Source organism: Paraburkholderia sp. BR10937 (assembly GCF_040965695.1).
Lineage (GTDB): Bacteria > Pseudomonadota > Gammaproteobacteria > Burkholderiales > Burkholderiaceae > Paraburkholderia.
This window is the reverse complement of sequence record NZ_JBFRCL010000019.1, coordinates 1-12,233: the sequence shown is the minus strand read 5'-3', so window position 1 is coordinate 12,233 and position 12,233 is coordinate 1. Positions and strand designations below refer to the sequence as shown.

The 12,233-nt window shown below is 64.6% G+C and carries 10 protein-coding genes and 1 pseudogene; 6 read left to right on the top strand and 5 right to left on the bottom strand.

Features of this window, described 5'->3' with window-relative positions:
- Window positions 1-238: 238 nt before the first annotated feature.
- From AB4Y44_RS17255 to AB4Y44_RS17240, 4 genes are all read left to right on the top strand, one after another.
- On the top strand, window positions 239-1,543 hold the full coding sequence (locus tag AB4Y44_RS17255; RefSeq protein ID WP_368700329.1) for an NAD(P)/FAD-dependent oxidoreductase: 1,305 nt from the start codon (window positions 239-241) through the stop codon (window positions 1,541-1,543).
- 338 nt (window positions 1,544-1,881) lie between these two features.
- Window positions 1,882-3,054 carry a diguanylate cyclase gene (locus AB4Y44_RS17250; protein WP_368700328.1) on the top strand — a complete coding sequence of 391 codons (1,173 nt, stop codon included), beginning with the start codon at window positions 1,882-1,884 and terminating at the stop codon, window positions 3,052-3,054.
- Window positions 3,055-3,181: 127 nt separating this feature from the next.
- Complete coding sequence (locus tag AB4Y44_RS17245; RefSeq protein ID WP_368700327.1) at window positions 3,182-4,204, top strand: SGNH/GDSL hydrolase family protein; 1,023 nt, start codon at window positions 3,182-3,184, stop codon at window positions 4,202-4,204.
- Between the two features lie 315 nt (window positions 4,205-4,519).
- On the top strand, window positions 4,520-5,182 hold the full coding sequence (locus AB4Y44_RS17240) for a gamma-glutamylcyclotransferase (RefSeq protein ID WP_133187502.1): 663 nt from the start codon (window positions 4,520-4,522) through the stop codon (window positions 5,180-5,182).
- Here the strand turns inward: AB4Y44_RS17240 and AB4Y44_RS17235 are convergent.
- Complete coding sequence (locus AB4Y44_RS17235; RefSeq protein ID WP_342922704.1) at window positions 5,179-5,829, bottom strand: LysE family transporter; 651 nt, start codon at window positions 5,827-5,829, stop codon at window positions 5,179-5,181. The two genes, AB4Y44_RS17240 and AB4Y44_RS17235, sit on opposite strands and share 4 nt — an antisense overlap.
- Before the next feature lie 114 nt (window positions 5,830-5,943).
- On the opposite strand from AB4Y44_RS17235, the gene AB4Y44_RS17230 reads away from it, so the two are divergent.
- A complete protein-coding gene (locus AB4Y44_RS17230) occupies window positions 5,944-6,411 on the top strand; it encodes an Lrp/AsnC family transcriptional regulator (RefSeq protein WP_342922703.1) in 468 nt (155 codons plus the stop codon).
- An 18-nt stretch (window positions 6,412-6,429) separates the two neighbouring features.
- Here AB4Y44_RS17230 and AB4Y44_RS17225 read toward each other — a convergent pair whose 3' ends face one another.
- A complete protein-coding gene (locus tag AB4Y44_RS17225) occupies window positions 6,430-7,731 on the bottom strand; it encodes an aspartate aminotransferase family protein (RefSeq protein WP_342922702.1) in 1,302 nt (433 codons plus the stop codon).
- 86 nt (window positions 7,732-7,817) lie between these two features.
- Here AB4Y44_RS17225 and AB4Y44_RS17220 point away from each other — a divergent pair, with 86 nt between their 5' ends.
- Window positions 7,818-8,726, top strand: a complete 909-nt coding sequence (locus AB4Y44_RS17220; protein ID WP_342922701.1) for a LysR family transcriptional regulator — start codon at window positions 7,818-7,820, stop codon at window positions 8,724-8,726.
- A gap of 65 nt (window positions 8,727-8,791) precedes the next feature.
- Here AB4Y44_RS17220 and AB4Y44_RS17215 read toward each other — a convergent pair whose 3' ends face one another.
- The 3 genes and pseudogenes from AB4Y44_RS17215 to AB4Y44_RS17205 form a co-directional block, all read right to left on the bottom strand.
- Entirely contained in the window at window positions 8,792-10,687 is a 1,896-nt protein-coding gene (locus AB4Y44_RS17215; protein WP_368700326.1) for an FAD-binding monooxygenase, read from the bottom strand.
- 109 nt (window positions 10,688-10,796) lie between these two features.
- Window positions 10,797-11,888, bottom strand: a complete 1,092-nt coding sequence (locus tag AB4Y44_RS17210; protein ID WP_368700325.1) for a porin — start codon at window positions 11,886-11,888, stop codon at window positions 10,797-10,799.
- Between the two features lie 82 nt (window positions 11,889-11,970).
- Window positions 11,971-12,233, bottom strand: a pseudogene (locus AB4Y44_RS17205) (4-hydroxy-2-oxovalerate aldolase); the annotation flags it as partial.

The following is a 12,233-nucleotide window of genomic DNA, read 5'->3' as shown; positions in this document are numbered from 1 at the left end:
TTGCGCATCGGAACGCGCGATTTCCGCTACTGAAATCCTCCTTTGACCGGATAGCTTTATCGCGGCATCTATGCCAGATTAGGTCTCACTCGTTTCGAGCGCAGCGCAGGGGTCGCAAGGCGATGCGCCATGATTCCACGGGGGACAGCATGCACGGTTACTTCCCTCTGCTTCATGCCGTCACGCACATCATGTTCGCGAGCGTGCACGCGTGTGCGCCTTCGCGAGTGCGCGCGTCATGAATGCCGCCAGCATCGTCGTGCTTGGCGCGGGGCCAGCGGGCGCAGCCGTTGCGCGCGCGCTCGCGGGGCTCGATTATCGCGTGCAGGTGGTGAGCGACTGGCGCCGCTTCGACGCTGCCGAAGCCTTATCGGCACGCGCGATCGAAGCGCTGCGCCGCGCGGGCCTGCATCGCGCAGCCAGTTGCGGCGAAGGACCGTGCGTGCGCACCACGCTCTGGAACGGCGCGCTGCAAACGCTCGACGCAGAATTTCTCGTGGACCGGCGCGTGTTCGATGCGGCCCTGCGCGAGGACCTGTGCAGCGCGGGCGTGGACATGATCGAAGCGAACGTGCGCTCGCTGCATTCCTCGTCCGCGGGCCACGATCTCATGATCGAAACCGCCGACGGACCGCTCACGTTACGCGCGGACTTTCTGGTCGAAGCGCGCGGGCGGCTCGCGCCGCTCTTGCGCGACGCCACGCGCGGCCCGCAAACCGTGAGCCTGCTGAACGTCTGGAAGGGCCGTGCCGGCGCAGCAGCCACGGCGGTAGAAAGCCTGCCTGGCGGATGGGCATGGATGGCGCGCCTGGGTGACGGGCGCTGCTACTGGCAATTGACGCTGGACGTCACAAACCCCGAACTGCCGCAGCGCGATGAACTGCTCGCGTTTTGCGAGCGCATGCGGCGTTCGCCGCTTGCCAGCGACTTCTTCGCGGGCGACGCCGCGACCGACGCGCGCCTCTACGCGCGCAGCAGCACTGCCACGCTATGCGGCCGTACGGGCGGGCACAACTGGCTGCGCGTGGGCGACGCCGCCATGGCCGTCGATCCGCTCGCGGGCAATGGCGTGTTCCAGTCGCTCACCTCCGCGTTGCAGGCACCGGCGGTGATCCATACGCTGCTCGCGCGGCCCGAGCGTGCGCCGCTCGCGCTGCGCTTTCATCAGCAGCGCATCGAGCAGTTGTTCATGCGCTTCGCGCGCACCGGGCGCGATGTCTATGCGCTCGAACAGCGGTGGACGACGCAGTCATTCTGGCAAACGCGTGGTGCGTGGCCCGACGACCGGCCCGCTCATGTGAGTGCCGATTTCAACGAGTTGAATGTGGGGCGTGCGCCCGTGATCGATGGCGGCATGATTGCCGAAGTGGATGTGGTTGCTAGCCCGGACCAGCCGCTTGGGATCTGGCATCTTTGTGATGCTGCGCTTGCGCCTGTGGTTGAAGCGCTGCGGCGCGAGCCCGCTGAGCAGGTGCTCAAGTCGCTTGATGCCGATCAGGCCAGGATGATTCGGCATTGGCTTGCCATGCAGGATTATCCTTAGCTTTTTTGGTTTTTTCGCCTTTTTCTGTTTTGTCTTTCCTTGTTTTCGCGTCGGTATGCTAGCGTTGCCCAGGCATACCGACGCGAAAACAAGAAAAGGCCAAAACACTCAGAGCACAACAAAAAAACTCCATCGCACTCCTGCGCAAGTGAGCCGTGCGCACGACCAGTTCGGGCTCGATACAAAACGCATCCAGGCGTGGCGCGACGCGTGAAGCCGCTGAGGCACGCTGGGAGGCGTACGCGCCGGACAATCAGCGAACGACCATCGCGGTATCAAGTTTCGGCGTAAAATGCGCGTTCGCCGCGAGGTACCGGCGTAGAAGCCTCACGCCAGCGATGCACGTCGATCTACTTACCATCTACTTCCTCCTGATCGGGACCCTGCTAGCCAGCTCCCTGATGACGCTCTGGGAGCATCGTACGCATCCCGCGCGCAGCAAGGCATTGCGGATACTGGCCGGGGGCTACGCCACCCTCGCGGCCGGCTGCGCCGCGGTGCTCGTGCGCGCCGATCTGCCCGGCGTATGGGGCGCCGCCCTGAGCAACCTCGTCATGATGGCCGGCTATCTGCTGGTCCTGCATGGCGTCGCGACGCTGAACGGGCGGCACTACCGGGCGGCCTCGTTCGCCCTGCTCGCGTTGATCGCGCTGACATGGGCCACATGGGGCGCACGGCATCCGCAGGCCATGTGGTACTACGCGAGCGCGTTTCCCATTGCGCTGGTGAGCGCCATGACCTCGCGCGAGCTGCTGCGCGGCGACGGCATGAAAGGCGGGCAATCGCGCCACGTCGCGACGTTCGTCACGGGAGTCCACGCGCTCTTCTACGTGTTCAGGAGCTTTGTTCTGCCGTTGCTGGGCAGCCGCTATGGGGACGGCTTCGTCGCGCTCGTCAGCAAGATCACGATGTACGAAGGCGTGCTGTATTCGATCATTCTGCCCATGGCCCTGATCAAGCTGGTACGCGAGGAAACGCATGGGCAGCTGTTGCGCGAGTCCCGGACGGACTACCTGACCCGCCTTGGCAACCGCCGCTGGTTCTTCGAAGAAGGCGAGCGCGTGATGAGCGAGGTCGGGACGCGTCAGCCGCCCGCGGCACGCCAGCCGGTTTCGCTGCTCGCCTTCGATCTCGACCACTTCAAGACCATCAACGATCGCTACGGCCACAAGGCCGGCGACGAAGTCCTCAAGACGTTCGCGGACATTGCCCGCAGCGCCATGGGACCCGAGGCGACCCTCGCGCGCATAGGCGGCGAAGAGTTCGCCGCCCTGTTGCCGGGCCATGACCGCGTGCGCGCCAAAGCGGTGGGCGAAGCGATCGCGAGTCGTTTCGCTCAAACTCCCTTGAACAAGGTCGATGGCGTCGCCATACGCGCCACGGTGAGCATCGGCCTCGCGCAGCACGGTCACGAAGCGTCCACGCTCTCCGACCTGCTGGCCGCCGCCGACGCCGCGCTCTACAGCGCGAAAGCGCTGGGCGGCAACCGGCTCGAAACGCTGGCTCTTTAACGCTTCACGCCACGTCCGGCCTTCCAGTCAGCTATTTGTAGGCTACGCGCATTCTTTTTGCTACCCCCTCTTGGGCCCGCCCTATCCGGTCGCGGGTGCAATCGCGTCAAGCGGTAAGGGGGGCACAATGGCAACGATCGATATCCGGATCCGGGTGGCAATTTCCGCCGGACTGATTTTCCTGCTCGCGGCTTGCGGCGGCGGAGGAGGCGGCGGCGGCTCGAGCACCACCACGAGCACGCCGGCGGGCGGCGTCAAGCTGCAGGTCGTCTCGTTCGGCGATAGCCTTTCTGACGTCGGGACCTACGCGCCGCTTGCGGGCGCCGTGGGCGGCGGGCGCTTCACGACCAACCCCGGTCAGGTCTGGTCCCAGGACGTCGCGCAATATTATGGGGACACCCTGAACGCCGCGTACACGGTCGGCCTCGATCACAAGCTGAGTGCGCAAGGCGGCTTCGGCTACGCAGAGGGCGGCTCGACGGTCGCCACGCCGGCCAACCAGTACGACTTCCTCTCGAACGTGATCGGCAACATCGAGATGCCGCTCAATCAGCAGGTGTCGAGCTATCTCTCCGCTCACGGCACCTTCAACTCGGGCCAGCTCGTGCTGGTCTGGGCAGGCGCGAACGACGTCTTGCGCGCCGGCAACCCGCCGACGGCCAACACGGTCGTGCAGACTGCCGCCACGACGCTCGCACAAATCGTCGGGCAGATCGTGCAGGCCGGCGCCACACATGTCGTGGTGATCAACGTGCCGAACGTCGGTCTCTCGCCCAAGGGCATCACCTCGGCCGACGGCGGCGCGAACCTGACCCAGCTCTCGCAGCTCTTCAACTCGACATTGAACGGCGCGTTGCAGACGGATGGCCTGCAAGGCAAGGTCATCGAAGTCGATTCCTATACCTGGATCACGCAGCTCGTCGCGAACTTCCAGGCGAGCGGATTTACCGTGTCCAACACGGCCCAGGCGTGCGACCCTTCGAGAACGCCGGACAACACCTCGCTGCTCTGCTCGCCCGCCACCTACGTCTCGGCCAATGCCGACCAGACCTATATGTTCGCCGACGACCTCCACCCGACCACGCACACGCATGCGCTGTTCGCGCAGTTCGTCGAGCATCAGATCGCGGCGAGCGGTCTGGGTCATTGACTGCTGTGCTGAAGCGGCCGCGCCGGCTGGCAATCGAGGCTGGCGTCCCCGGTTTCCGCGAATATGTGCTGCGACCGCACGTGATCCTGTATGCCCACTCCGAGACGCGCGCCGTGGTCCTCTCGATTCGTCACCAGCGCGAACTTGGCTGTGCACCGCCGAGTGATTGATGGCGCTCGCATCCCTGCGGGACAAAGACAAAACCCACCCCGATTGTCGCCCCCAGTTGAACGCAGCATCGCGTTCCAGCCACTTTATCCACGCACGCGCCGACCGCATACTTCGTGACGTAGCCTCCACCGACCCGTCAACGCCATGCTAAACAGGGACGCCATTCGCTCCGGTGCGTTTCTCGAGAGTTTCAGCCATCTCCCGCCGGAAATTCTCTGGACGCAAGCCCAGATCGCCCAGTCGCTCGCCGATACGATGGCGAAGCGCCCTGCCGGCGAGGAGGTCTGGGTGTTCGGCTACGGTTCGCTCATGTGGAATCCGCTCTCGCACTTCGACCGGCGCGCGAGCGCCACGCTGCACGGCTGGCGCCGGAGCTTTTGCATACGTCTGTTCGGCGGGCGCGGCACGCCGCAGTGCCCCGGCCGCATGCTCGCGCTGGAGCGCGGCGGCCATACGCAAGGCGTGGTGCTGCGGCTCGATGCCGCCACGCTCGACGAAGAGCTGCACATTCTCTGGACCCGCGAGATGCTGACGGGCGCCTACACGCCCGCCTGGACCGCGGTGACGCTCACGACGGGCGAGACGCGGCACGCCCTCGCCTTCGTGGCGAACACCTGCCCGCGACAATACGAAGCTGATTCGAGCCCCGCGACCGTCGCGCGAGCGATTGCCCAAGCACATGGGCCGCTCGGCAGCAACGCGGAATATGTGTTTCAGCTCAGGCGGGCGCTCGCGGATTGCGCGATGACGGACGCCTACGTCGAGGAAGTGGCGCAAGCCCTCGAACGTTTCGAAACGACGTCTTAAGCGAGCCGCGCGAGACCGGTCACCATCTGAACGACGCCCAACGCGGCAATCGCCACGGCGGAAAAAAGGGAGATGCCTCGCGTGAACGCGAGCGGCAGCTTCGTACGCAACGCAGATGTCACGCCGCTCAGGAACAGCCACCACACGGCCGAACCCGCGAACACGCCCGTCACCATAGTCACCATCAGCGCCACTGAAAACCCTCCCGGCGCGCCCTGCTCGCCTGGCATGGCCGGCAAGGGCCCGAGCGCGGCAAACGCGGCGATGAATGAAAAGATGGTCAGGGGGTTCGAGAGCGTCAGGGCAAAGGTCGTGAGGAAATCCCGCGTGACGGGCCTGCGCTGCGTCTCCTGTACCGCAGCCGGTGCGGTGGGCGACTCGCGCGCGATGGTCCACGCCATCCACACCAGAAATGCCCCGCCCGCCGCCTTCAACACCACCGTCAGCATCGGCAGCGCCGTTACGATGCCGGCCACGCCGAGCGCGCCGAGCAATCCATAAAACGCATCGGCGCACGCAGCGCCGATGCCCGTTGCGAAGCCGGAGTAAAAACCGCGGCTCAAGCTGCGCTGGATGCACAGCATGCCGATGGCGCCGACGGGTGCGGCGATGCAAAAACCCATCGCCACGGCTTTGACGAACAACATGTCCCCTCTCCCGCAATGCGTGTTCTACAGGGAGCTATCGTAGACGGCGCAGAGTATCCGCAGAAGTCGGGATTTAAGGGAAAATTGGCCTTTCACCTTAAACATTTCGCCATCATGGACGATCTGGACTGGAAAGTACTGGCGCTGCTGCAGGAAAACGGCCGCATGACCTACACCGAGGTTGCGCGCCAGGTGCATCTCTCCGTGCCGGCAGTCACGGAGCGCGTGAGACGTCTCGAAGAGGCCGGCGTGATCGAAGGCTACACGGCGCGCGTGAATCCGGCCGCCGCCGGCTATCCGATCTCGGCCCTGATCGGCATTACCGTGCCCCAATCCGCGAAAACGAAGTTTCTCAAGCTGCTGGGCACGATTGCCGAAGTGCTCGAATGCCATCACGTGACTGGCGCGGACTCCTATGTCATTCGCCTCGTTGCGACGAGCGTGGCCGATCTGGAACGTCTGATCCAGCGCATCAACCTCTACGGCGAGACGCGCACGTCCATAGTCATGTCCACGCCCCTCGCCGCGCGTGCGCTCGCGAAGCCTCAGGTCAGCGCGGCCGGGTCGCGCGGCAAGGTCTAGCCGCGACGACCCGGGTCGTCAGAGCGAACGCTCGATCGCCTGCCCCAGCAACTCCACGCCGAGATCGATCTCCTGCTCGCTCACGGTCAGCGGCGGTGCAATGCGGAACACGCCGCCCATGCCCGGCAACTGCACGATGTTCATGCTGAGCCCGAGCTTCATGCACTCGCGCGTGATCTTCGCGCCAAGGCCATCGGCGGGCTCCTTCGTGCGGCGGTCCTTGACGATCTCGAGGCCGAGCAGCAGCCCGCGCCCGCGAATGTCGCCGATGCATTCGAAGCGCTCCATCAGGTCCAGCAGCCCGCGCCGCAAGCGCTCGCCCATGATGTTTGCGCGCGCAACGAGTCCGTCGCGCGCCACCACGTCCAGCACCCGCAGGCCGACTGCAGCGGGAAGCGGATCGGACACATGCGTCGTGTAGAACAGGAAGCCCCGTTCGTGCGCGGCTTCCTCGATCTGTGCGGACGTGACCACGGCCGCGAGCGGCAGGCCGGCGCCCAGCGTTTTCGACAGCGTGAGAATGTCGGGCGTCACGCCGTCGTGCTCGCACGCGAACATCATCCCGGTGCGCCCAACGCCCGTTTGCGCCTCGTCCAGAATCAGCAGCATGCCGCGCTCTTCGCATTTGCGCTTGAGCGCCGCCATATAGCCGGGCGGCAGTTCGATGATGCCGCCCGAACTGAGGATCGGCTCTGCGATGAAGGCGGCGAGATTGCCGCTCGACTGGCGGTCGATAAGATCGAACGCGTAGTCGAGTTCCGCGAGGTAATCGTATTGGCCGTTGCGCTCGAAGCGCGGCCGGTAGGTGAACGGCGCGGGAATCGCATACGAGCCCACCGCGGCGGGACCCACGCCCTTGCGCCCTGCGCTATAGGTGGCCGACGCCGCGCCGCCCGTCATGCCGTGCCACGACTGCGCAAAGCCCACGATTTCGAATTTGCCCGTGACGAGCTTCGCCATGCGGATGGCGGCCTCGTTCGACTCCGCGCCCGTGCTCAGCAGCAGCGCCCGGTCGAGCCCTGCGGGCGTGACGTCGGCGAGACGCGTAGCCAGTTCGACCACGGGCCGCGAGAGCATGCCGCTGAACAAGTGGTCCAGTTTGCCCGCGTATTCGTTGATGACCGCAACGATCTCGGGGTGGCTGTGACCGAGCACAGCGCTCATCTGCCCCGAAGTGAAGTCGAGGATCGGGCGGTCGTCGGCGTCGTAGACGAAGCTGCCCTGGGCGCGTTCGATGATCATCGGCTCGAACGTGCCGCCATAGCGGATCAGGTGCTGCCTCGCGTTGCGCCAAAACTGTTCGTCGTCGTTCCTGGACACGGGCTTCTCCTCGTCGGGTTGCGGGTTTTGCGGGTTTTCCTTGCAGTCTAGTCGCCACTCTGGTTTTATAGAATCGAATAGTTCTTATGCGAGCTAGAAGAGAGGCTAATATCGTGAGCCGTCCGCTGGAAATCGATCTGCTGCGTTCGTTCGCGGTCATTGCCGAGGTGCGCTCGCTAAGCCGCGCGGCCGAACGCGTGGGCCGCACCCAGTCGGCGCTGAGCCAGCAGATCAAGCGGCTCGAGGAGATCGTCGATCAGCCGCTGTTTCAGCGCACCGGCCGCGGCGTCGCGCTGACGAGCCCCGGCGAGCGCCTGCTCGTGCACGCCCAGCGCATCCTGCGCCTGCATGACGAGGCCATGGCCGACCTGTGCGGCACGGGCTTGTCGGGCACCCTGCGCTTCGGTTGCCCGGACGACTATGCCGCCGTGTTCCTGCCCTCGTTGCTGCGCCGGTTTTCGGGCCAGCATCCGAATGCGCTCGTGGAAGTCGTGTGCGTGCCGACACCGCGCCTTCTCGAACGACTCGACAAGCGTGCGGTCGATCTCGCCATGGTGTCGCTGCCTTTGTCCGCCGCTGGGTCTGCAAACGCAAGCGGCCCGCACGACGAGATCATTCGCCGCGAGCAACTGGTCTGGATCGGCTCGCCCGGACTCGAGTCCGCGCACTTCGATCCGTTGCCGCTCGCGCTCTCCGATCCGGACACGCTCGACCACATTGCGGCCTGCGAAGCATTGGAGCGCATGGGCAGAGCCTACCGCGTCGCGTATGCGAGCAGCAGCCTCGCCGGTCTCACCGCGCTGGTGCGTTCGGGCCAGGCCTTCGCCGTCATGACGCAAACGGCCGTACCGGCGGACCTGGCGATTCTCAATGGCGATCCCGCGCTGCCGCCCTTGCCGGCCGTGGGCATCACGATCAAGTTCGGGCGCAAGCGGCCATCGCTCCTCACGGCGGCGTTCGCCGAGCACATTCGGCTCACGTTACCGCTGTTGTGAGCGCACGGCGGCGCGTCACAGCAACGCTCATGGCGATCTCGGCCGATTTGCGATGTCATGAAGGTTCACTGCATGCGGAGTATCGGCCTGAAAAAGGCATGCAGTTCCGCGTAAGCGTCCAGCGGCAGAACCTGTGCGACGTATTGGTCCGGACGGACGATCACGAGCGCGCCACGCCCGCGGTCAATGCCGCGCGCGTCGAAAATATCGGCCGACGTGTCGCTCGTAAATGCTTTCTCGTAATCGACGAGACCGTAGCGCCCCTTTTTCGGCCGCAGGAGATCGGGCAGCGACTCCATGCGCACTTCGCGATGTGGCTGCTGCAATACGGCGCGCAGATCGAGCACGCTGTCGATATCGGCGCCCTCGGGGGTCACGAGCCGGAGCACCGAATCGGGCGCCGAGAACAGATGCTCGCACAGCGCATCAAGCGCTTTCCCCTGTGCGTCCGCGAACGCGTAGAGTCGCCAGCGGCCGTCGGCGCGCGCGGCATGGCCGAGATGGACAGGCTTCGCGTCCGCTAGGCGAATCACGGGTGCCGAGTGAAAGCGCGTGCCGATCACGAAGCCGCTGGCGAGCGCTTGATGCGTGGCCTCGCCCGTGAGCGTGCCGGCGCGGTAGCGCGTCGCGACGCCCGCCGTATATCGGCCCGCGCGCACGAAATACGCCTGCAATTCGGCGGGATCGACGCCTCCCGCTTCCGGCCGGTTCGGGTCCTTCGGCGGCGCGGCCATCATCGTCGACCACTCCTTGTCGAAATCGATCAGCTCCTGCGCGATGGGCTGGCGCTCGGCGGAATAGGTGCGCAGCAGATCCGCGTCGCTGCGCCCTTCCAGTACCGCGCCGAGCTTCCAGCCAAGATTGAAGCCGTCCTGCATCGACACATTCATGCCCTGACCGGCCTTCGCGCTATGCGTGTGACAGGCGTCGCCGGCGATGAACACACGCGGCTCGCGTGACGTTGCGTCGGCCGCGACCGCGTCGTCGAAGCGGTCGGTCAAGCGCTGCCCCACTTCATACACCGAGAACCATGCGACCTCCTTCACCTCCAGCGTGTAGGGCTGCAGAATCCGTTGCGCGGTTTCGATGATGCGATCGACCGAGGTCTGCTTGATGCTATCGCGATTCTCCGGCGTCACCTCGCCGAGATCGACATAAAAGCGCACGAGATAGCCACCCTCGCGCGGAATGATGAGCAGATTGCCCTCGCTCGCCGACTGAATGGCGGCTTTGAGCCGGATGTCCGGAAAGTCGGTGACAGCGAGCGCGTCCATCACGCCCCACGCATGATTGGCGGCGTCGCCGCGCAGCGTTTGCCCGATGGCCGCACGCACGCGGCTGCGCGCGCCGTCGCAGCCCACCACGTAGCGAGCGCGCATGACGATTGTCTCGCCCTCCCGCGCTTCGTCCGTGCAGCGTAGCGTGACGCGCACGGGATAGTCGCCCTCGTCTTCGCGCACGAGATCGACAACTTCGAGCCCATAGTCGGGTTCGAGTCGATGCGAGGAGCACCGCATCACATCGAGCAGATAGTCCTGAATGCGCGCCTGATTCACGATGACGTGCGGAAACTCAGACAACCCGGTTTCGGTATCCTGCACACGTCCGGTACGCTTGATCGCACCCCGTTCAAGCGCGTCCGGCCGCCAGAACACCGTTTCATTGACCCAGTAGGCCTCGCGCAGCAGGCGATCGCTGAGCCCGAACGCTTCGAACATTTCGACGGTCCGACACGCTACGCCGTCTGCCTGCCCCATCTGCAACGGCCCGTTGCGGCGCTCGACCACGCGCGTCCTGATCGTCGGGAATTGCGAAAGCTGCGCCGCGAGCACGAGTCCCGCGGGACCGCTACCGACAATCAGCACGTCGACCGCCTCGGGTGACTGGCTGTAAGGGGCGCCTTCGGCGGCTGGTTCGATCGTCGGGTCGCCAGCGCGGAAACCGTTAAGATGGAACTGCATGTTGTCTTCCTCTATTCGGTGCGTATCGTTGTGACGGAAAATATGGTCCGTACGCCAACTGTTTGAAACTGATTCGGGAAGCGGGCACGTATCAAACGGCCCGGCCGAATTAAAAAGTGGTACGGAGGCCGACTCGGGCAATCGCCTGAGAGGCGCTGCTCGAGGAACCGGTCGGGTCCATGATGCCGTTGATGGCCGCCTGGGCGCCCGAGTTCGCACGCTGGTAGACGCCTTCGGCGTACACCATCGTTCGCTTCGACAACGAGTAGTTCAGCGTTGCGCCAAGCTGGCTGGCATGGTTGTTGTCGAGAACATCGTTGCCCTTCATGTACATGTAGCTCGCCCCGAAAGACCAGGCGGGCGTGATCTGCCAGTTCGCGGCGACCTGCCCCGCGTAGGCCCCGGCACCCGTGAACGAATTGCGCACGGTCACGAAATCCGCAGCGGTATAGACCGGGCCGAAAGCGTAGTGAGCGCCGACGCCCCAGTTCCAGACCGGGATTTGCGGCGAACCACTGGCCGACCCCGGATACTTCTTCTGTGTGTACGCCGCTCCGACGCCAAACGGTCCATTCGCGTAGTTGAGGCCAAAGCTCATCGCGGAGTTGGATCCGAACGAACCTGCAACCCCACCCGGCGAGTAGAGTGCGCCAACCGACAAGCCGGCGAATATGGGCGACTCGTATTTGATGGAGTTCGAAGTGGGAATGCCGCTGGTTCTGCTCCAGTCGAACCAGCCCGTCGGGTTTTGGGGAATACCGAGCTTCTGGAACGGGCCAGCGGCGAAGTTGTACAGTCCACCGGAGAACACGGGCGGTGCATTCCCTGCCTCTGTCAGCGACGTGTACATGAAATCGTAGACGTTACCGAGAGTCAGCTTGCCGAGCTGTGCGTTGTCGAGCCCGACCCAGGCATTCCGGCCAAACAGACCCTGCTGCAGCATTGCACCCGTCCCGAGCTGAAACTGGTTTTCCAGCTTGAAGATCACTTTCGTACCGCCACCCAGGTCTTCGGCGCCCGTGATCCCGAAGAGATTGGGGTTGAATATCCCGTCATCGAACCTGGTCACTGAGTGACCGCCCTGGTTCGACACGTACGAGATGCCGCCGTCGATCAGGCCGTACATCGTGACGTTGCTTTGTGCAAAGGCCCCCTCGACAGGAAGGACTGCCAACATGATGGCAATGGAACATTTCCGCATTCAAGTCTCCAATCGTCTTCTAATAGGTTCACAATTCCTGCTGACCACCACCCGACTGACGCGCGAGGTTTCACCTGCCGAATCAAGGCTGAGCCAATCTACCTTTCAGATCGAGCGCCACGTCGACGATCATGTCTTCCTGGCCGCCCACCATCCGGCGCTTGCCCAGTTCGACGAGAATGTCGACCGTCTTCAGGTCGTACTTCTTCGCAGCAACTTCCGAGTGGCGCAGGAAGCTCGAATACACCCCCGCATAGCCGAGCGCGAGCGTTTCGCGGTCCACGCGAACCGGGCGGTCCTGCAGCGGGCGCACGATGTCGTCGGCGGCGTCCATCAGCGTGTAGA